We start from the raw sequence: 21,590 nt of genomic DNA, 5'->3' as shown, positions 1-21,590 counted from the left end.
AAACTGTTAGACAATCGTCTTCTTACTTGCTCTTAATAACAATAATTGACCTCATTTGATAAATTTAAATACAGATAATAATAAAAAAGTTTGCTGAATTGACATTCCATGAAATTAGCTCAAATGTATTCGTCATTTAGCGACCATGATAATCTGAATGACTTTTTTTGATACAAACATGACTATAATTACAGCCTCAGTATTTCAGCAAAACAATCAACTCTACCTAATACAAAAATGCATATAAATGAATTTCAATCTCCCTAAATGATAAAGCCCAAATTTTATATTTGGGCTTTATCATCACTTAAGTCAATTTAGGATAAACGTATTGGTGGAGTAAACTCTTTCACAAAAAAAGGAGTTAAAGTCCCTGTTTCAGGATCTAGCAATTCTTTTTTGTAATGCTCCAATAGTGTAGTTGTATCATGATCGTTAGGATGGAAATCTAGACGTAAATAATCAAATATATGTCCTAAGCTACTTCCAAAAACCCCATTTTTTAAACCGAATAATAAATCCCAACTCCCTTTAGCTTCTTTCCAAAAACTTGGGCTGACAGTATTTAATGGATGGCGTAAAAATGGAAGGAATAATGCACCCGCCCCTACACCTACACCCAATACAATTAATGCAATAAAAAAGCCTGCTACACGTAATGGGTAGTTTGCTGAAAGTACTTGATAAGTATCGTATGCGATATCTTTATGTTCAGACTCTTCAAGCATATGCCACATCCATAAACCACGCTGTTTATCATCAAGCGAGCTTGTGAATATTTCCTCATTATTCATGGCATATTCTGCAAATACAGCAGTGAAATGTTCAATACCTGCCATCATAGACAATTTGAGTGGTTGTGGAAATTTCAGAAGCCCGTAACTAAATACTTGCTCTGCCAAAAATCGATACAATCGCACAGGCATATTGCGTGGAATTAAGGCATCATTAAATTCATCATGAACTTTTGAATGAATCGCTTCTTGACCAATTAAGCTAGTTAGACGTTGTTTAAGCACAGGGTCTTTAATCTGATCACGATGATGACGTGCAGTTTCAATAACCAACTCTTCACCATAGGTCAAAAATATCGACAATGCTGCAAAATACGCTGTCGCCCACTCCTTTTGCATGAAAAATTTAACATCAATTTCTTCGGATTTAAAATTGAAATTAAAATGGCGAATGGGAATATCCGCCATGCGATCTTTTAAATCTGGAATCACTGTTGGAAATATTTTTGCGAATACTTTTTTGACTGGTTTGACTAACAACATAGGAGATTCTCTTTATTTTCGATAGGTCATGGATACTTGATTGCGCTAATGCCAAAACTCACACTTTCAGAAAAACCATGTTTCATTCCCCACAAAACTAAAACATCTCGTCTGAAATACCTTTAGCAATTTAGGTCAATTGATTAGCAATAAATGCCTTTTTTAGTTTGTCTAACAAATAAGTCTTTTTAAAATCATATTAAAAAACAATTGTCTTTTGTATGTGACCCATGAGAACAATGATTTTCACGCTACATTACTTGAATAGTACTTTAAATAATCGTTATGGTGATTCAGACGTTTTAAACGATAAAATAGAGATAAAAATGCAAATAAGTGAATCATGGATCGACCTAAATACAATCAATGCAAAACTTTATGTAAAAGTATGGCAACCTGAGCGATTTAAAAGTGATATACCCATTATCCTGCTCCATGATTCACTAGGTTCAGTACAACTTTGGCGAGATTTTCCTGAAGAACTGGCAAAGGTTACTGAACAAAAAGTAATTGCTTATGATCGATTAGGTTTTGGACAGTCTTCAATCCACACCAACACCTTAGCAGTAGACTTTGTTTCTACTGAAGCGACTGAGGCTTTTGCTGAAATTTTACAACAATTAAATATTCAAAATTTTATGATCATGGGGCATAGTGTCGGTGGTGGTATGGCAAGTTGTTGTGCAGCCTATTATCAAGAACGTTGCAAAGCATTAATCACCATGTCTGCACAATCTATGGTCGAAGAGCTCACACTTTCAGGCATTCGTGAAGCTAAGGAAATATTTAAACAAGATGGACAATTAGATCGCTTAAAAAAATATCATGGTGAAAAAGCACAATGGGTTTTAGATGCTTGGACTGAAACATGGCTATCTGAAGCATTTAAACATTGGACATTAGATGAATATTTACAAAAAATACAATGTCCAATGCTCATCATTCACGGTGAACTTGATGAATATGGTTCTCTCAACCAACCACAACAATATATTAAAAGTAGTCCCGCTCCCTCACAGTTATACATCATGGAAAATACCCATCACATGCCACATAAAGAAAAACCTGAAGAAGTGTTAGCTATAATTACTCAATTCCTAGAAAAATTGACTGATTTTACGCAACTCAATCACACAGCAAATGAGCAAGTTTAGAAATTGCATTTCAGAGACTGTCTAAAACGGACAGTTTCTCTATAATAAATGAATCTCTTGTACACTTTGACAATAACCATGTTGAACTTTGTTCTTCGTTACATGAAATGGCTTAATTTAGAAAATTTTAAATGGCGTAAACTCACGCTTGGCGAAATTCAAATTTGCCAAAGTGTATTTGCAAATTTAATTGATTACGATCAAGTAATTGTGATGAATCACCCATACCTACCATGGCAACCTGTTGGGATGTGTATGGCACCTGACGGTTGGATTTATCTCAAAGATCCTGACTATTGCGACGATTTTTCAACACAGCCTTTAATTGATCAAGCACTGTTTATCCATGAAATGGCACATATCTACCAACACCAACAAAAAATTAATGTTCTGTTCAAAGGTGCAATACTTCAATCGGCGCTGTATTTAAGCCTTGGGAAATACAATCCATATAAATATCAGTTAAAAACAAATAAACCTTACTCCGCTTATAATATTGAACAACAAGGTGATATTGCTCGAGATATTTTCCTTAAGCGTATTGATAACATCATTTTATCAACCAAGACATCAAATTCATCTGTGGTCTAAATGCACAAATATTCATTACCTCAATTCATCTAACAAACTCGCGTAAAAGACCATCAAGCCCGTAAAAAAACTAACACTTACATAAATGTTCTATTTTCAAACATCACTGAATAAAATTTAGCATTTTTCTACAAAAAATCTTTATTTATAAATATAAAAATATTATAAATTCAGTGATATATTGGTTTCTAGCAGATTACTTGCAAGTTACTGATAGCATCTGTTTTTATTTTCGTTAGAATAGTCAAGGTCTGTAATTTTTACCTCGCAAGAAAATAAAGATTTACTGATTATTTTCTTGATTACTTATTGCACATTTTAATATTTTTTTGTATCTAAATACACATTGTTGAAAAAATAATTTCCATAAATATCATCAAATTGTGTATAAACCCTATTGGAATAGGACTAACTGTAAATGAAAAGCTTTAAAGTTGCTCTAGCGCAATTTTCACCGTATATCGGCAATATCGAATCTAATGTTCAACGCATGATTGAACAAGCCAATGCGGCAAAAGCACAAAATGCTGAACTGATTGTTTTTCCTGAATTATCAGTTCTTGGGTACCCCGCAGAGGATCTTCTGCTTCGCCCAAGTTTACACAAACGAACTCAGCAAGCCTTTGAACAACTTGCCACAGTAAAAGATATTGTGATGGTTTTTGGTTTTGTCAATCAAACTGAAGATGGTCAACGCCATAATGCTGCCGCTGTGATGAAAGATGGACAAGTTTTGGGTGTTTATAATAAACAAAACTTACCAAACTATAGCGTTTTTGATGAAAAACGTTATTTCACAGAAGGTCATCAACACCTTGTCTTTGAATACCTTGGGCACAAATTTGGTGTACTGATTTGTGAAGATGTTTGGTCACTACAAACAGCACAACAACTTGCACAACTCAATGTTGAAACAGTATTGGTACTCAACGCTTCTCCTTATGAAGTTGGTAAACCACAACATCGTATTGATACATTACAAGAATTAGCCAAGCAACTTAACTTGCACTTGGTTTATACCAACCAAGTTGGCGGTCAAGATGATCTAATTTTTGACGGCACAAGTTTTGTCATCAACAATTCAGGTGATGTTGCACTACGAGCGCCAAGTTTCCAAGAAAGTTTAAGCATTGCTGAATATCAAATTGAAAACAAAGCCTACAAACTTTCTGAAGCAGTTCCTGTACTTGGTACTATGGCAGAAATCTACCAAAGCCTTGTGATGGCAACACGTGATTATGTTCAACGCTCAGGCTTCCCTGGTGTAATCTTAGGTCTATCAGGGGGTATTGACTCTGCTTTGACCTTAGCCATTGCTGTTGATGCGATTGGTGCAGACAAAGTACAAGCCGTGATGATGCCTTATACCTATACCTCACAAATTAGCGTTGAAGATGCCACTGAGCAAGCAAAACGTATGGGGGTGACATTTGGTATTGCGGAAATTCATCCTATCGTAAATAGCTTTATGCAAACGCTGTTCCCATTCTTTGGTAATTCACCTGCCGATGCAACTGAAGAAAATCTTCAAGCACGTGCTCGCGGTACATTATTGATGGGTTTATCAAATAAATTTGGTAATTTAGTTCTATCTACAGGCAATAAATCTGAATTGGCTGTCGGGTATTGCACACTGTATGGCGATATGGTTGGCGGTTTTGCAGTTCTCAAAGATGTGTATAAAACCATTGTTTTTGAATTGGCAAAATACCGTAATACTGTCGGTGATACTATTGTCATTCCTGAGCGTGTGATTACTCGCCCACCATCTGCAGAACTACGTCCTGATCAAAAAGATCAAGATTCTCTACCTGCTTACGATGTACTCGATGCAATTTTGTATGCATACATTGAAGAAGATCAAAGCCAAGACGACATCATTGCCAAAGGTTTTGACAAAGATGTCGTTGAGAAAGTCATTCTTCTTGTTGATCGCAACGAACATAAACGTCGCCAAGGTGCAATTGGTCCACGTATTACTTCACGCGCATTTAGCCGTGAACGTCGCTACCCAATCGTCAATGGTTGGAAAGCTGGAGTATAAAGTCTATGGTAATGAGTAATTCCCCTTCTCCTACAGGTTTTACTCAGAACCTAGCACAGAATCTTGCTCAAGCACTTTTGCTTGAGCAAGTTCGTTTCATCAAACAACAACTCTTACAGCCTGAAAATAAAACATATATTCGAAATTTTATTTCTCAATCTTATCGCCATGCAGATCAAATTTTACTTAAAGATATTATTCAGCTTGAACAACTCAATGCTGTAGTTGAAAAGTATGCTTTTGAACTCAATTTAGGTGCTGACATTCTTGAGTTTATTGGTTTTGTCGCTCAAAAGACTCATAAATTTTCAGTCAACAGTCATACTATTTTGCATGACTTATTGTCCGATGAAAGTTTTGAATTATGGTTATTTAAAATTTTAGAGTTAGAGCAACTCAAAGATTATATTCAAGACAATTTACAACATAACCCCCAAATTCAACATGTCAGCTTACAGCTTGCCAATCAAATTCTAGAAAGTAATACCCCTTGGCTCAATCAACTGCGCCAATACAATAGCAAACAAAGCAATATTGGAAGCAAAGTACTAAGCTTCATTCAGGATCAACAACAAAATATTGAACTAAAGCTCGAACAACAACTTGCAACTGCTATTCGCAAACAAGTCAGCCAAATCATTTTATTACCGAATGAAGATTTAGCAGATATTGCAACCTATATTTGGGATGAAGTGAAACAACACTCGCTCAAAGAAATGCTTTCTCAAGTTGAGTCTATCGACTTTGAAGAGTTCTTTATTTTAGTTTATGAAACATGGAAAGAGCTACGCCAAACTGATTTCATGCAAGCCCTCATTTTGAATGTTGTTGCAGCATTTTATGAGTATTTTGGCGAATACAGCCTACAAGCGTTATTGCATTCTGTTGGGTTAAATGAAAATGACCTTTTTATAGAAGCAGATCGCTTTATACCGTATTGCTTGGGTGCTCTCGATACGCATAACCTTCTCGATGACATTATTCAATCGCTGATTGCACCTTTCTATCACAATCAAGCGACGCAACAATTCATTGAAAACTATTTGGCTTCAAATAAATCTATTGAATAGCATTTAAAGTTTTTATTTTAATAACGATCACCTATTTTAAAAATTTGAATGATGATTTTAATGATCAATGCCCAATAACATAGACAAGATATATAAAAATAGGCAAATTTATTAAGAAAAACCTACCTGTATCTTGCAATTATAGACACTTTGGAAGAATACGATGACGAACCATCATTGATGGTTATTTTTGTTTAAGCACTGAACAATGCGAACGGATTCAATTAAAAATTTTACTCGCTGACAAAACGAACTGCTAAGTAAATTGAGTCTATCCGACGAATATTAAACAATATTTTTAATTTTAAAATAATGCAAAAAAAAAGACCATGCAGTGAGCATGGTCTATAAAAATGGTGGCTATGACGAGACTTGAACTTGTGACCCCCGCATTATGAGTGCGGTGCTCTAACCAACTGAGCTACATAGCCGTAAACTGTGGGCGCATTATCTAAATTTCTGCTCCATGCGTCAAGTCCTGTTTAAATACAATGATCATAGTTTAAACAACCAATAATCAAATGTTTAAAATTAATACATATTTACTCTAAAGACGATGCACAATAGTAAAATAATCCAACGAGATAATCTTATGCGTATTCAATATTTACTTATTGCCATGTTTATTCCAATGCTTGGTGCTTGTCAGCTCATTAGCCCCATTTTTGTCGATTACAATGGTGTACGTATGGATGTGGCAAAATGGATTAACAATCACCAACTCCTGAGTATGCAGCAAAAACGAAGTATGGCTCAACTCAGTAAAGCTCAGCAAAAATTAGTTCGTATTGACACAATTCCAGATGACCAAAAATTGAGTATTAGTAAAGAAAATTCAATTGCACTACATTGTGCGCATCTACATCTCAGTGCTAAACAAATAGATCAATTACAAAATCAAATTTTTGATGAACAAGAAAAAGAAAAAATCTTAAAAAAATATGAGCAAGAATTTCCGAAGATCAAACTTGATAGTTCAATGATTCAATGTGAATAATTTTTTTAAAATATATTTTAAAATGAATCATAATTTTCATTAATAATTTTAAGTAACTCAAATTTCAGAAAAAAAGAGACCACGTTATGAAACGTGGTCTATAAAAATGGTGGCTATGACGAGACTTGAACTTGTGACCCCCGCATTATGAGTGCGGTGCTCTAACCAACTGAGCTACATAGCCGTAAACTGTGCGCGCATTATGTATTTTCCTTGCATTAACGTCAAGTACTTCTGCGTCTAATTGATCAAAATTTAACGAAGTGAGCCGATAAGCCGGGTTCTGTCGAGAACGATCATTCCTCTAGGCGTACAATCACTCATACGCTCAAGCGACCTACCCGAATCCAGCACGGGCCGTGCCTCAGGATTCCTATTTGGTCTTGCTTCTGGTGGGGTTTACCTTGCCGTGAACTGTTACCAGACACGCGGTGCGCTCTTACCGCACCCTTTCACCCTTACCTTCCATTTCTCCGAAAAGAAACGATACGAAGGCGGTCTACTCTCTGCTGCACTTGCCGTCGGTTTACACCGCCCAGGCGTTACCTGGCACCCTGCCCTACGAAGCCCGGACTTTCCTCCCCTGTTTCAATCACGGAGATCTACACAGCAGCGATCGTCTGGCTCACTTCGGGGCGTATGCTACCAAATTTTTTACTTAATTGCTTGTGCTTTTTTGAGCAATTAACTTTTTATATTTATCCATTAACTCATCTTGGCTTTCCACATGATCAGGATCGTTCGGAATACAGTCAACAGGACAAAATAATGCACATTGCGGTTGATCAAAATGACCTACACATTCAGTACACAAATTTGGATGGATTTCATAAATCTCTGCGCCCATAAAAATCGCTTCATTTGGGCACACAGGTTCGCAGACATCGCAATTGATACATTCATCGGTAATGATTAAAGACACTTCACCAGCCTTGTTGATGTTTACGTGCAAAAGCTTCTACAACACAGGGTGGTACAAACTTATTAACATCACCCTTTAAACGAGCAATTTCACGTACCATCGTTGAAGAAATAAAAGAAAATTGTTCAGATGGTGTTAAAAACACCGTTTCAAAATGATGGTCTAATTGACGGTTCATATTTGCAAGCTGAAATTCATATTCAAAATCAGAAACCGCTCTCAAACCACGTAACACAGCTGTAGCATTTTGTTCACGAGCAAAATTAACCAACAGACCATCAAAGCCAACAAACTCAACATTAGGCAAATGTTTAAGTGATATTTTTGCCAAATTAACCCGCTCTTCTAAACTGAACACAGGATTTTTATGATGTCCAATGGCAATCGCCACAACAACTTCATCAAACATTCTTGCCGCACGGGCAACTAAATCAACATGACCATTGGTAATTGGATCAAATGTTCCTGGATAGATGACACGAGTTTTAGACATCCATTTGTACTCTGCTTTGTTATGTATACTTATAGTTTATCAAAAACTATGCACTTAGCGAACTATCTACGACAATTGAAATGACTTCACCTCGGAGCAAGTTTGAGGCACAATAAGACATTCCTGGAATTTTTGTATTATGTCGAAAAATATTGTCGTTAAAAAAAATAATGGTGGCACAATTGCACAGAATAAACGTGCACGCCACGATTATTTCGTTGAAGAAAAATTTGAAGCAGGACTTTCACTACAAGGTTGGGAAGTCAAATCGTTACGTGCTGGACGCATGACCATCACTGAAAGTTATATTACTTTTAAAAACAATGAAGCGTATCTTTTTGGTGCTCAAATTCAACCATTGTTAACGGCTTCTTCACATGTCGTACCTGAAGCGACACGTACACGTAAACTGCTTCTTTCTCGCCGTGAAATTGAAAAGCTCATGGGCGCAATTAACCAAAAAGGTTATACCTGCGTTCCACTTGCATGTTATTGGAAGGGTCGTTTGGCGAAACTTGAAATTGCTTTGGTAAAAGGTAAGCAATTGCATGATAAACGAGCAACTGAAAAAGACCGTGACTGGCAACGTGATAAAGCCCGTTTATTTCACAAGTAATTTTAAATCACTCTTTCAAACAAAAAACCTCCAAAATTCGGAGTTTTTTTGTTTTTAGATAATCAATTTAGCAAAACTTTAAACTGCCATAACAGTTCGATACTACTTTTTGGTTACCCAATTGTTGATTTTGTAACTTAAAATAGACAGGATTGACTAAAGTAGAGGAATTTAAGTCAGCTTGAATTGTTGATGTTAGTGGGTTATCTGCCAATAAACTTATTACATCAGTTAAATATCTGGCATTGGCTTTAGGCTTATTGACATAATCAGGTGTTAAAGTTTGTGTAACGCGTTGAGCAACCTGAGCTAAAATTGCATCATCAAGAATAATCGGTTGTGTAACATTCAACTTACCAAGTTGTACTGGATCTGCAAAAGACATCCACCACCCTTTTTGTGCCACATCAGTATTACCACTCATTTGACTTAGACTGGTCTTACCAGCATCTGCCGTACTCACAGTTGCTCCTGGCCACAATAATGCAATAGATTGTAAAGATAAGTATCCGCCTGTACCTGTTAATGGAATATTGTGAAACATACTTAAAGATTGTTCAAAGTCGATACTTAAATTTAAATTTGTAATCGCTGAATCTTTGCCCATTTTAAATTTGGCGGTATCTTTCAATGCTGTAATAAGACCACAACCTCGACCACTCACGTTATTACAATTCAAATCAACTTCCAAAACATCATTTGTAAATAAGCTCGATGAGTATTGCCCTGCACTATCAGCTGCAATTGGAATTTTACTCAATACTGTTCTAATGTCATTCACCATTGCTTTTGTCTGGCGTGTGCCATTAATCGTGAATGGATTAATCGTGAAATCTGTTGAAACCGAAGGAACTGTAATCCCTGTTGAAGCTGTAGATGTTGGCTTACTGCTAAAATTAATATCGGTATCGGCTAATCCACACCCCCCGATTAACCCTACACATAATCTTGCTACACCACCCAATTGCTGAGTCTGAGTTAGACCAAATGTAGTTTGTTGTGTATAGGCTGTACCCGTCGTCCCCGCAATTTGCATAAATCCACTTAATCGTTGAATCCCGTCTGTTGTAGATGCAACTGAATTATTTTCTAATCCTGCAGAAAGTAAGGCGTTAATTTTTTCTGCACTAAAGCGTAGACCTTTAATTTCGCGAGTTGAAGATGACATCGGGTTGCTAATTGCAAACTCCATAAATGGATTGGTAATTTTCCCACTCGTTGCTGCACGTCCGTTGTCATATACAGGTACGCCATTGCCGTCATAAGAACTAGGCAAACCACTCAAGGCTAGATTTTTAATATCAATATCACAAGCACCTGCACCATTTACACCACCACAACCCAATTGTAGATTTTTAATATTGGCATTAAGCTCAAGTTCAGCCTCCATCCCCAATTTATAAAACCCAATATTATTACCCGTAATATTTTTCATTGGGTTCTTAGCATCAGTCGGTGCAAGATAAGACAGACTCATTAAAGCTTGCCCCTCTACTTGTGACATTTCTTTATCAGATAATTCAGTTAATTGTTTTGCATCAGCGAAAGTATTTTGCATCCCTCCCAATACGAGAAAAGCGCAAAATGAAAGTTTAAATGTTGTATGTCTAACCATTAAAATAACACTCCATTTTATTTTTATAGCTTAATTTTAGTTTTATTGAATAATTATCAAGCAACAATATAACATCAGCATTGGCAAGAAAACACATAATTGATAATCCAATCACGCTTTATTCTTAAACACACATCTTTAAAAATTATTTATTTGATAAAATTTCAATTGAATTAAAGTTTTAACAATCTATTGTTTAATTTTTCTTATTAGCATTTTATGACATACCACTTATCTGACAACCAAATAAGAACAAAAAAACGAGGATAATCCTCGCTTTTCATATATTGATATTTTGAATCATACAATAATGATTAACCACTTATTTCATTGATCTCATGTAAGATTATTCATAATGGGGTTATTCTATTTAAGACTTGAACAATATACTCACCAAAATACCTTGCTGTTTCTAAATCACCCGATGGTGGTGTTACTTCAGCAGATGCATTGTCCGATTGAGTCATCAAGCCTAGAAAACTCGACATACGGTTTAAATCTGTCCCACTACGCCCTGTTGGCATCATGGGTAAGCCTGTCCATAACATACCATGTTGCATGGCAAAAAGATTAATTTGCTGTAAAACTGCTAGTTTATCACCACTTAATCCACCTCCATTGGTAAACGCTGCTCCAAGTTTACCTTGCCATGAGCGTGCCAACCAACGCTTTGAAGACTGCTCCATAAATTGTTTTAAATTTGAGGTCAGACTCCCCATATACGTTGGACAGCCGAGAACAATCGCATCTGATTGATCTAAAGCGTCCCAATCAACCGCATCAATTTGCATTAAATGCACAGTCATTCCTGACTGAGTTACACCTTGTGCAATATATTGTGCAACTTTTTCAGTATGACCATAGGGACTGTGATAAACGATTGCAACTGAACGGGAAGATAAGGACATATCAATAAAAATAAACAAATTTAGTTCAGTTTAACATTAATTATTGCATAAAGACGAATGTTGCCATACGCCCTGTCTTGGCATCACGGCGATATGAATAAAAGTCTTGATCTTGCCCATAAGAGCACTGATCGCCACCCAATACCATTGTAATACCCTGTAAATTTAAAATATAACGAGCAATTGCATAAAGATCTGCATAGAACTTTCCATCCTGTTCACCTGCTTTAAACGCAGTTTCAAGTTCAGGATATTTATGACAAAAAGCCGTTTTTACTTCTGCACCAATTTCAAAACATGGTTGACTAATCGCCGCTCCCATCCATGCCCAAGTCGGCTGGCTCTTCATTTCAGTAATGGTGTTTTCAATAATACCACCTGCTAAACCACGCCAACCTGCATGTAAATTAGCAATTTCTGTACCATCAGCATTGCCTAAAACTATAGGTAAACAATCGGCTGTCATCATCATTAAGGCATGTTGCGCAGACTGTGTCACCAAACCATCGCCAATTAAGGCTTCAAAACATATTTCATTATTAATTGTATGACAAATAGTACTGTGTGTTTGAGTCATCCAAGTGATTTTATTCACACCGTATTCAGCAAAATCATCGAGTAAAATCATCCGATGTTGCTGTACACGTTCAGGCAAGTCATTGACATGCAATGCAAGATTAAATCCTGCGAGTTCAGGCTGTTCAGTCTCTAATGCTTTGGCATGTTGAATCTGTGTCTGCCCAACATAGACCCCTTTCGGCAACCCTTGAACAAATTGCATATCAATCTCCTGATGATGTGATGGATGCATCCCAATTGATGTTATCCATGTCCTTTTCAAAATGCCATTTTCATTGAATGGCATTCCAAACCTACATTCAAACTATGTATCAATAGGCTTTATTTTCAGTGCGTAAAATTTCCAATAATTCAGTGAAATCTTCAGCCCAAGGCGCTTCAAACATCATTTCCTCTTTAGTTTTAGGATGAACTAAGCCCAATTTAGTTGCATGTAATGCCTGACGTTTAAAGCCACGCAATGCATCCGTTAAGGTTTCAGATGCACCTGCAGGCACTTTTACACGGCTCATATACACAGGATCACCCACCAATGGGAAACCTAAATAACTAAAATGCACACGAATTTGATGGGTACGTCCCGTTTCAAGTTGCGCCTGCACACGAGTAAAGTTTTGGAAACGCTCTTTGACATTAAAATGCGTTACCGCATCACGTCCACCTGGTAGAATCGCCATTTTAATGCGGTCTACAGGATGGCGTTTAATCGGCTCATCAATGGTGCCACCCGCAATAATGTTGCCATAGCAAATTAAATCATAAATACGGTAAACCGTTTTTCTAGCCAATTGTTTGCTAAGTGAAAACTGAGATTCGAGATTTTTAGCCACAACCAAAAGACCACTTGTGTCTTTATCGATACGATGTACCAAACCTGCGCGCGTCAATTCGGCAGCTTTTGGGTAGTGATAGAGCAAGGCATTGACAAGTGTACCATTCGGATTACCCGCCCCTGGATGTACAACCATACCAACAGGCTTGTTGATGACCATAATATCGTCATCTTCATAGATAATATTCAATGGAATATTTTCAGGCTGCGCTGCAGTTTGTACCTCAAGTTCAACTTCAAGCGTTAACATTTCAGTGCCTTCGCACTTATATTTTGGCTTAACGATGTTACCATTTACCAACAAATGGCCGTCTTTCATCCATTGCTTGAGTTTTTCACGAGAAAAGTCATTCCAAACTAGTGCTGCCACTTGGTCAATACGTTGCCCTAGATAGCTTTCATCCAGTTGAAATTGCAACGATAAACGTGTTGCAGTTGAAGCGGAATTATGATTATCTGCATCCTCAGAATCTTCGAGTAAGAAGTCATTTTCTGAAAAGTTAGAATTAGAAGATTGTGCTGAAGTCATTTGCTCATTCGGACAAAAGTGGTTTAATAGCGCAATTGTAGCCTATTGCCCGTATAAACAGAGGAATTTTTATGTCGCTACCACGTTATAAAGTTACGATGCTCGCTGTATCTTTGGGTTTAGCAATGGCTTTAGTCGGCTGTAGCAGTAATCCAAAGAAAGAGATCGTTGACACTGGGCCACAATCTAGTGAAAAAATTTATTACGATAGTGCGATGAAATCCCTCAGTAAAGGGCAATATGGCGATGCTGTAAAATCATTAGAAGCCATTGATACATATTACCCAACGGGGAATTATGCACAGCAAGCACAGCTTGAACTTTTATATACAAAATTTAAGCAAAAAGATTATGAAGGCGTAATTGCCCTTGCAGATCGTTTCATTCGTTTAAATCCACAACACCCAAATGCTGACTATGCGTATTACATTCGTGGTGTGGCAAATATGGAAATGAACTACGATAGCTTGTTACGTTATACATCATTGCAACAATCGCACCGTGATGTCAGCTATATGAAAGTCGCTTATCAAAACTTTGTCGATTTTATTCGCCGTTATCCAAGCAGTCAGTATGCTGTAGATGCTGCGCAACGGATGAAATTCATTGGTCAGGAACTTGCTGAAAGTGAAATGAATACCGCACGTTTTAACATAAAACGTAAAGCATATTTGGCTGCAATTGAGCGCGCTCAGTGGGTGATTGAACATTATCCACAATCTCCACAAATACCAGAAGCTTTGGCAACAATGGCTTATGGCTATGAAAAATTAGGCGATAAAGCAACAGCTCAACAATATATTGAAACACTCAAACTCAACTATCCCCGCTTAGTTAAATCTAATGGCGAAGTGAATTTACGTGCTGCACGTAATGAAGGCAGTTGGTGGAATAAAGCAACGCTTGGTATTTTGGGTCAAAAAGCTGAAAACGTAAATACAGCAGAAACTGTAGTGAATAGTGGTACAAAAGCACCGAGTACTCAAAGCACAGATCCAAGTTTTTTAAATCGTATGAGTTTTGGTTTACTTGATCGTCCTGATCAAAGTACAGCACCAAGTGATTATGCACCTGCGGGTGAAAGTCTATATGACAAACAACGACCGCAGAATTAAACATTCGATGCATTCAATGGTGATTTAAAACATCGTTGTTCAAAATAAGTACCAAAAAAAGACAGGCAATATACCTGTCTTTTTTGTTTTATGGGCTGAACTCTTTTTCTGTTAAACTGACCATCCCAGTTTAACTTTGTTCATTCGGCTTTATATTTATGGCAATTCCTCAGCACACTATTGACCAAATTCTTGATCGTACAGATATTGTCGATCTTATTGGTCAGCGTGTGAAATTGAAAAAAACAGGACGTACCTACTCAGGTTGCTGCCCTTTTCATCAGGAAAAATCGCCATCGTTTCATGTCTATCAAGACAAACAGTATTTTCATTGTTTTGGTTGTCAAGCCAACGGTAATGCCATTCGCTTTTTGATGGATATTGATCATCGCAACTTTATTGATGTGATGAAAGATTTATCGAGCCAAACTGGTATCGAACTGCCAAAAGACAATGTCGATAATAAAAAGCTATCGTATAAACGTGAAGCACCGAAACCAAAGACACAGATTACAGCAAATAACAACACACAAAATAGCAGTGCTCAAAAAACCGTACCGCAAAACCAACCTGTAGATATATCATCAACATCTTTTTTTGAGATCGATCCTTTTGAGGCTTTTCAAAACACGCCTGATTATGATGGCATGTATGAGCATGATTTCAATCCTGAGCTACAAATACAACAGGAAGGAAATCTTTACGATTTACTTGAAAATGTCGCTCAATTTTACGAGAAACAATTACCACAGAGCAAAATTGCACAGCAATATTTTAAAAAGCGTGGGCTCAGTTCTGAAACCATTCAATATTGGCGCTTAGGCTATGCCCCTGAAGATTGGCAACATCTTGAAAAAGCCTTTCCTCAAGATATTGAAGGTCTCAAACTGGTTGGCTTAATTCGTACGAGTGACAATGGTCGAGAGTTTGATTTACTTCGTGAACGGGTCATTTTCCCCATTCGTGATGTCAAAGGTCGTGTCGTTGGCTTTGGTGGTCGTGCGCTGAATGATGAAATCAAACCCAAATATATCAACTCACCTGACTCTGAAGTTTTTCATAAAAATCAGTTGTTATACGGTCTATTTGAAGGTCGTAAGCAAAAAGCCAATCAATGGTTGATGGTTGAAGGCTATATGGATGTTATTGCGCTACAGCAATATGGCATTTATGGTGCAGTGGCAACACTCGGTACAGCAAGTAATGCTGAGCATTTAACCACGTTATTTAAGCAAAATAATCAAATTACAATTGCCTTTGATGGTGATGCTGCAGGACAAAAAGCTGCACGGCGAACACTTGAAATTGCACTGCCATTACTCAATGATGGTCGTGAATTAAAGTTCTTTGTTGTACCTAAAGAGCATGATCCTGACTCTCTAATTCGTAAAGAAGGCATCGAAACCTTTCATAAACTTTGGCAAGGCTCACCACTATTATCAGACTTTATGTTTGCTTTGCTCAGTCAAAATTATGACATCACCACGCCTGAAGGTAAAAGTCAGGTAATGGCTGAGCTCAACCCAATGGTTGAGCTCCTTCCTAAACAGGGTTCATATCGTTATTTATTACGTCAGTTTTTTAGAGAAAAACTTGGTTTTAACAAAAAATGGCAACCACCCGCTAGCGTTGATGCATCGCTGTCATTCAACATCAGTATGCGTGATGAAGATTTTGCAATCGCTACATTGATGCATCATCCATTTTTATACATTCATTTTGAAGTGCTACGTGCATTACTACCAACAGATGAACTGCTGTCGCATATTTTAGCTATTTTTGACACTATCTTTGATCACTTACCCAATGACCAAGAACTCGCAACCTACTACATTTTAGGTGCGTGTAGTGCGTATCAGCATGAACTTGCAGCGATTATCCAACGTACCAACATTGAAACACTCATTGATGCACCCGAAATCGCAGATAATTTAGCTTCTGAATACTCACTTGCTTTACAAGAAAAATATCTACGTTTAAAAATTAAGGCATCGACTACACTGATTGAAAAGCGAAACTTACGTCAACAACTCAATAACCTCACAAAACGGATCGGGCTAAAACTGACATTAAGCTAAATTATAGATCATCTTATTGGCTTGATAAAAAGACGAGTCATAATAAAAAGCTTAATCATAAATTTATTATGATTAAGCTTTTTATTATATTGCATATTCTTTGTACTTATTCTTATAGATCAATCAAAAATTTAATGCGATTTTGGTTTACGCTGATGATCAAAAATTTCACTCAGATGTTCTTGCAACCATTCCAAATGCGATGGATCTTCATCTTGCGCCGCATTACGTAACAACATAGACGTTGGATGTAAAAGTTTTTGTGTCAAACGATGTGCAAAGTCTTCAAGCACTTTTTCTGCTGACTCACCTGCTTTTAAATGTTCCAAAGCAAAAGCCAACTCTTCCTGTGCCTGTTGTTCTCCGTGCTCACGATAGTGACTAATCACGCCACCTGCCTGATGAATTTTTTGTTGTGTCACCAATTGTGTCACTAACTGATTCACCATTATTTCAGCTTCTACAGCTGCTTGTCTACGCTGTGCGAGATTGTCATCAATCACCGATTGCAAATCATCTACACCATATAAATAGACACCATCTAGGCTATCTACTTTGGGGTCAATATCACGAGGTACAGCTAAATCGACCATAAGCATTTGCTGATAACGACGTTTCTTTAAAGCCACTTTGACATCTGTAAAAGCAATCACCTGATGCAAACTTCCGGTACAACTACAAATCACATCTGCACGGTGTAAATTGTTTGCAAGTTCATCAAATGGAATAATTTCTACTGAAACACGATGAGAAATTTCTTGTGCCAATGCTTCAGCACGTTCCTGCCCACGGTTACAAATCAAAATTTTAGCCACACCCATTTCTGCTAAATGTTTAGCAACAAGACTATTCATTTCCCCTGCAGCGACGACCATCACTGTCAATTTTTCAGGTTTACTAAAGACTTGTAATGCTAACTGTGCAACCGCATAACCCATCGAAACTGCATGACTTCCTACTGCTGTTTCTGAGCGCACTCGTTTGGCAGCATAAAAAGCATATTCAAAAATTTTATTTAAATCTTGCGAAACAGTATCAACATCTTTGGCAAGTGATAATGCTGTTTTTACTTGCCCAAGAATTTGTGGCTCACCCAGCATCAGTGAATCGAGTCCACTTGCAACACGCATTAAGTGTGAAACAGCTTCGGTGTTTTCATAGCGGTAAACATGATTGGCAAGTTGTTTGACATCAACACCATTGGTTTGGGCGAGCCAATCTAATACCATATCGGCATTATCTGCCATGGCATAGACTTCTGTGCGGTTACAGGTAGAAACCACGACCATATCATTTAAATGGGCGCACTGACTCTGCTCCGCAAGCAACGTTTTTAGTCGCTCAGGATTAAAAGCGATCTGCTCTCGAAGCTCAACTGAAGCAGTTTGATGATTGACGCCCAATGCAAAGAAAGACATATCAGATCATCAATTCACTAAAATTATGCTATTGTGCAATAAAGGTGTCATAAAAAGCATTACTTGGATAAACAAAAATTGCGTCAAATGAATAGCCGAAGTACCGGCACGACAATTAGACAGTATTCTACCACATTCTTACTTGTCGGTAGCATGGCTTCGAGTGCTCATATCCGAGCATCCGAACAGTTTTCTCATGCTCGTTCAAATACAGATGCCATTAAACAAAGCATGATTGCTGAATTTTCATTGGCTTACCATGATACTGCAACAGCATTGCACAACTATACCGTCTTGGCAATTCGTAGTAATTCAACTTCAGTTAAACAACGTGCTTTAAATATTGCGATTGAACAAAATGACTTACAATCTGCACTCGATATTGCCACTCACTGGGTTGTTCAAGAACCAGAAGACGTTCCTGCCAAATTTTATTTGGCACATATTGCGCTAAAATCACACGAATATGAACTTGCTGCCGAGACACTCGATAGTATTTTAACCCTCGATGCCAATGCTGACTTAGAAAAAATTCTAGAAGGTATTTCACCTGAGTCTGAAGAAGATCGTCAAAACCTACTTGACACTTTACGCACCAGTAAAGAGCGAGAAAATCCTTCTGTTTTAATTTTAATTGCGGGTCTTGAAGCACAGAACAATGAGATTGAACTCGCATTAAAAACCGTCAATAAAGCCCTCCGAAAACGCCCTAAAGTAACAGGCTTTATCCTCATGAAAGCCAATCTACTTATGGCTTTAGGCGATGATAAAGCCACGCTCAAATGGTACGAAACAAGTAGTAAAAAGCATAAGTATAATTTAGAAGTACGCCTTGCTGAAGTTCGCTATTTAATTAAGACCAATCAAGCTGAGTCAGCACTCGAAAAACTTGAAAAAATCATCAAAACATGGCCTGATGCAGAAGAAGCTCTGTTCATTGCTGGTTTAACCGCGATTGATTTGAAAAAATACGATCTCGCTGAACAATACTTAGTTGAACTGCGTTATTCGGCACGTTATCAAAATGAAGCCTATTATTATTTAGCAGTCAATGCTGAGCGTAAAGAGCATCTAGAAACAGCAAAAGCCTATTATCGTTTGGTCGATGGAAATTTATATACCGTTTCTCGGCGTAACTTGATCTCGATTTATGAACAACAAAATAAACTTAATGATGTTCTACGTTTTCTTACACAGGAACGAGTCAATTATCCGCAACATGCGAGCTTTCTTTATCAGGCACAAGCTGAAATTTTAAAACGCATGAACAATAAAAAAGCAGCATTGCGACTTTTGACTGAGGCTGTTAAAAATCTACCCGATGATCCTGAAATTTTATATTCAGAAGTCTTACTATTAGATCCCTTTACTCAAAGTGAACAACTTGATCGTTCTTTACATCAACTACTTATTTTAGAGCCGAACAGCCCCACATATCTCAACGCTTACGCCTACACACTTGCCTTACAAAACAAACGTTTAGATGAGGCTAGACAGTATGCAGAACAAGCACTTGAATTTGCACCCGATCAAGCCTCTATTTTAGATACCTTAGGTTATATTGCATTTTTACAAAATGATTTTGATACATCAGCTCAAGTCCTCGCTAAAGCATGGCAAATCAGCGGTAGCAATGCGATTGGCGTACGCTATGCCAAAGCGTTGTATATGCAAGGTGCACTAGATGAATTTGAATCTGTTTTACAAAAAATAAAACAAAATCAACCTGACGATCCTCAATTACAACAACTTGATTCGTTATTGTTAGTCCCACACAGCAAAAAGAGTTAATTTCATTCATGCCGTCATTGCACCATACCCTTTTTATTTTAACCACTGTTTCAGGCTTAGCCCTCAGTGGTTGTCAAACTGTGACTAAAGCACCGATTCAACCTGTAACACCTCCACTCGGCACAGAGTCAAGTACATCTGAAGTCATTCAGAATAATTTTGATCTTCAAGGTAAAATCGGCGTTAAAACCCCGCAACAATCAGGCAGTGCATTTTTCACATGGACGCAACATGCAGAAAAATTCGAAATACAACTCACTGGAATTTTAGGTATTGGGAAAACCATTATTGAAGGTGATGCCAATCAGGTGACCTTAAACAGCTCTAAAACAGGCGAAGTTACTGCGGATAGTCCAGAAGAACTACTTGAACGAGCAACAGGCTGGATTGCCCCAATTAGGCATATTGTGAGTTGGGTACAAGCACGCCCTGCGACGACTAATGCACAAATCAACAAAGATGACTTTCAACGTATCAACCAAATTCAGGAAGATGGCTGGAATGTTACATTGAGTTATGCCGATCAAGCCACATTACCCAACAAGTTAATTTTAAAACAGCAACTTGAAGGTGGTAAAGAAAACCGTATTACAATGGTAATACAAAATCGTTAATTCACCTTTATATCGAATATATCATCCATGATCAGAGTCCCTGCCCCTGCCAAACTGAATCTTTTTTTGCACATTACCAGTCGTCGTGCAGATGGTTATCACGAGCTACAAACTATTTTTCAGCTTATTGATTTGTTCGATTGGCTTGAATTTGAACAAACAGAATATTCAAGTGAAAATGATGCCATTCACATTGATGGATTAAACAGCGTTGAGTTACAGCAAAATTTAATTTACAAAGCAGTCGAAATACTTAAACCCTTTGCTAAAGCACAAACAGGGTTAAATATTCGCCTCGAAAAAAATATTCCAATGGGTGCAGGACTTGGTGGTGGTTCATCTGATGCAGCAACAACCCTCATAATCGTCAATCAACTTTGGCAATGCGGATTAAGTATTGATCAATTGGCTGCTTTAGGTCTGCAACTCGGTGCGGATATACCTGTATTTGTTCATGGACGCAATGCATGGGCAGAAGGCATTGGTGAACACTTATCATTCATAGACTTAGATCAAAAACAATACATAATCATCAAACCTGAGTGTTTTATCAGCACCCAACAGCTATTTTCACAAAAAACATTGACAAGAGATACAAAGCCTACTAAATTTTGCGCCTATCAGCTTAAGCCATCCAGTTTTGGAAACAACTTTGAGCCAGTGGCACGAAGTTTATATCCAGAAGTTGATGTAGCGATGCGGTACTTAGATCAGTTCGGTACAGCAAAGCTTACAGGTACAGGTGCTTGTGTTTTTGTTGAAGTCACTGAAAAAATGAATGTAAGTGAAGTGTTAAATCATTCTCCCTATAAAGCCTATTTGGTCAATAGTTTGAATGAATCTCCACTAGTTCAATTTAAAGTGTAATGATAGGGGCGTCGCCAAGTGGTAAGGCACCGGGTTTTGATCTCGGCATCCGTTGGTTCGAATCCAGCCGCCCCTGCCAT

19 protein-coding genes, 3 tRNA genes and 1 other RNA gene are annotated in these 21,590 nt (G+C 37.6%); 12 read left to right on the top strand and 11 right to left on the bottom strand.

What is annotated here, in order from left to right; all coding sequences use genetic code 11:
* Positions 1–317: 317 nt before the first annotated feature.
* Positions 318–1,277: a metal-dependent hydrolase gene (locus ACK1JC_RS11890; protein WP_409512082.1), complete on the bottom strand. Its 960-nt coding sequence runs from the start codon at positions 1,275–1,277 to the stop codon at positions 318–320.
* A gap of 326 nt (positions 1,278–1,603) precedes the next feature.
* On the opposite strand from ACK1JC_RS11890, the gene ACK1JC_RS11885 reads away from it, so the two are divergent.
* The 4 genes from ACK1JC_RS11885 (at position 1,604) to ACK1JC_RS11870 (ending at position 6,136) form a co-directional block, all read left to right on the top strand.
* Positions 1,604–2,431 carry an alpha/beta fold hydrolase gene (locus ACK1JC_RS11885; RefSeq protein WP_409512081.1) on the top strand — a complete coding sequence of 276 codons (828 nt, stop codon included), beginning with the start codon at positions 1,604–1,606 and terminating at the stop codon, positions 2,429–2,431.
* Positions 2,432–2,509: 78 nt separating this feature from the next.
* Complete coding sequence (locus ACK1JC_RS11880) at positions 2,510–3,022, top strand: hypothetical protein (protein WP_409512080.1); 513 nt, start codon at positions 2,510–2,512, stop codon at positions 3,020–3,022.
* Positions 3,023–3,440: 418 nt separating this feature from the next.
* Positions 3,441–5,066 (top strand): NAD+ synthase, encoded by a 1,626-nt coding sequence (locus ACK1JC_RS11875; protein ID WP_409512079.1) that lies wholly within the window; start codon positions 3,441–3,443, stop codon positions 5,064–5,066.
* An 11-nt stretch (positions 5,067–5,077) separates the two neighbouring features.
* The gene (locus ACK1JC_RS11870; RefSeq protein WP_409512078.1) at positions 5,078–6,136 is read left to right on the top strand and encodes a hypothetical protein; all 1,059 of its coding nucleotides are present in this window, start codon (positions 5,078–5,080) and stop codon (positions 6,134–6,136) included.
* Positions 6,137–6,490: 354 nt separating this feature from the next.
* Here ACK1JC_RS11870 and ACK1JC_RS11865 read toward each other — a convergent pair.
* Positions 6,491–6,567, bottom strand: a tRNA-Met gene (locus tag ACK1JC_RS11865).
* Positions 6,568–6,728: 161 nt separating this feature from the next.
* On the opposite strand from ACK1JC_RS11865, the gene ACK1JC_RS11860 reads away from it, so the two are divergent.
* The gene (locus tag ACK1JC_RS11860; RefSeq protein WP_409512077.1) at positions 6,729–7,133 is read left to right on the top strand and encodes a hypothetical protein; all 405 of its coding nucleotides are present in this window, start codon (positions 6,729–6,731) and stop codon (positions 7,131–7,133) included.
* A 107-nt stretch (positions 7,134–7,240) separates the two neighbouring features.
* On the opposite strand, the gene ACK1JC_RS11855 is transcribed toward ACK1JC_RS11860, so the two are convergent.
* The 4 genes from ACK1JC_RS11855 to coaD form a co-directional block, all read right to left on the bottom strand.
* A tRNA-Met gene (locus ACK1JC_RS11855) sits at positions 7,241–7,317 on the bottom strand.
* A 72-nt stretch (positions 7,318–7,389) separates the two neighbouring features.
* An RNA gene (gene rnpB / locus ACK1JC_RS11850) (RNase P RNA component class A) lies at positions 7,390–7,765 on the bottom strand.
* A gap of 26 nt (positions 7,766–7,791) precedes the next feature.
* Positions 7,792–8,055 (bottom strand): YfhL family 4Fe-4S dicluster ferredoxin, encoded by a 264-nt coding sequence (locus ACK1JC_RS11845; RefSeq protein WP_409512076.1) that lies wholly within the window; start codon positions 8,053–8,055, stop codon positions 7,792–7,794.
* 1 nt (position 8,056) lies between these two features.
* Positions 8,057–8,548, bottom strand: coding sequence for a pantetheine-phosphate adenylyltransferase (coaD, locus tag ACK1JC_RS11840; protein WP_409512075.1), 492 nt, complete (start codon positions 8,546–8,548; stop codon positions 8,057–8,059).
* A 139-nt stretch (positions 8,549–8,687) separates the two neighbouring features.
* Here coaD and smpB point away from each other — a divergent pair, with 139 nt between their 5' ends.
* The gene (smpB, locus tag ACK1JC_RS11835; protein ID WP_409512074.1) at positions 8,688–9,164 is read left to right on the top strand and encodes an SsrA-binding protein SmpB; all 477 of its coding nucleotides are present in this window, start codon (positions 8,688–8,690) and stop codon (positions 9,162–9,164) included.
* A 67-nt stretch (positions 9,165–9,231) separates the two neighbouring features.
* Here the strand turns inward: smpB and ACK1JC_RS11830 are convergent, their stop codons facing one another.
* The 4 genes from ACK1JC_RS11830 to rluD form a co-directional block, all read right to left on the bottom strand.
* On the bottom strand, positions 9,232–10,722 hold the full coding sequence (locus ACK1JC_RS11830; RefSeq protein ID WP_409512073.1) for a hypothetical protein: 1,491 nt from the start codon (positions 10,720–10,722) through the stop codon (positions 9,232–9,234).
* 407 nt (positions 10,723–11,129) lie between these two features.
* Positions 11,130–11,687: a flavodoxin family protein gene (locus ACK1JC_RS11825; RefSeq protein WP_409512072.1), complete on the bottom strand. Its 558-nt coding sequence runs from the start codon at positions 11,685–11,687 to the stop codon at positions 11,130–11,132.
* A 40-nt stretch (positions 11,688–11,727) separates the two neighbouring features.
* A complete protein-coding gene (gene pgeF / locus ACK1JC_RS11820) occupies positions 11,728–12,468 on the bottom strand; it encodes a peptidoglycan editing factor PgeF (RefSeq protein WP_409512071.1) in 741 nt (246 codons plus the stop codon).
* Positions 12,469–12,577: 109 nt separating this feature from the next.
* The gene (gene rluD / locus ACK1JC_RS11815; RefSeq protein ID WP_409512070.1) at positions 12,578–13,627 is read right to left on the bottom strand and encodes a 23S rRNA pseudouridine(1911/1915/1917) synthase RluD; all 1,050 of its coding nucleotides are present in this window, start codon (positions 13,625–13,627) and stop codon (positions 12,578–12,580) included.
* Positions 13,628–13,698: 71 nt separating this feature from the next.
* Between rluD and ACK1JC_RS11810 the strand changes: the two genes are divergently transcribed.
* Both ACK1JC_RS11810 and ACK1JC_RS11805 read left to right on the top strand, forming a co-directional pair.
* Positions 13,699–14,742: an outer membrane protein assembly factor BamD gene (locus ACK1JC_RS11810; protein WP_409512069.1), complete on the top strand. Its 1,044-nt coding sequence runs from the start codon at positions 13,699–13,701 to the stop codon at positions 14,740–14,742.
* 158 nt (positions 14,743–14,900) lie between these two features.
* Entirely contained in the window at positions 14,901–16,820 is a 1,920-nt protein-coding gene (locus ACK1JC_RS11805) for a DNA primase (RefSeq protein ID WP_409512068.1), read from the top strand.
* Positions 16,821–16,951: 131 nt separating this feature from the next.
* Here the strand turns inward: ACK1JC_RS11805 and hemA are convergent, their stop codons facing one another.
* Positions 16,952–18,238, bottom strand: coding sequence for a glutamyl-tRNA reductase (gene hemA, locus ACK1JC_RS11800; RefSeq protein WP_409512067.1), 1,287 nt, complete (start codon positions 18,236–18,238; stop codon positions 16,952–16,954).
* Between the two features lie 78 nt (positions 18,239–18,316).
* On the opposite strand from hemA, the gene ACK1JC_RS11795 reads away from it, so the two are divergent.
* From ACK1JC_RS11795 to ACK1JC_RS11780, 4 genes are all read left to right on the top strand, one after another.
* The gene (locus ACK1JC_RS11795; protein ID WP_409512115.1) at positions 18,317–20,029 is read left to right on the top strand and encodes a tetratricopeptide repeat protein; all 1,713 of its coding nucleotides are present in this window, start codon (positions 18,317–18,319) and stop codon (positions 20,027–20,029) included.
* Positions 20,030–20,037: 8 nt separating this feature from the next.
* Positions 20,038–20,643, top strand: a complete 606-nt coding sequence (gene lolB / locus ACK1JC_RS11790; RefSeq protein ID WP_409512066.1) for a lipoprotein insertase outer membrane protein LolB — start codon at positions 20,038–20,040, stop codon at positions 20,641–20,643.
* A 27-nt stretch (positions 20,644–20,670) separates the two neighbouring features.
* Positions 20,671–21,510, top strand: coding sequence for a 4-(cytidine 5'-diphospho)-2-C-methyl-D-erythritol kinase (gene ispE, locus ACK1JC_RS11785; RefSeq protein ID WP_409512065.1), 840 nt, complete (start codon positions 20,671–20,673; stop codon positions 21,508–21,510).
* Positions 21,511–21,514: 4 nt separating this feature from the next.
* Positions 21,515–21,589: transfer RNA gene (locus ACK1JC_RS11780), tRNA-Gln, on the top strand.
* Position 21,590: the final 1 nt, after the last annotated feature.

Source organism: Acinetobacter sp. TY2, from assembly GCF_046269225.1.
Taxonomy (GTDB): domain Bacteria; phylum Pseudomonadota; class Gammaproteobacteria; order Pseudomonadales; family Moraxellaceae; genus Acinetobacter.
Note: the sequence above shows the minus strand (reverse complement) of the source record. Positions and strands in the feature narration are given on the sequence as shown.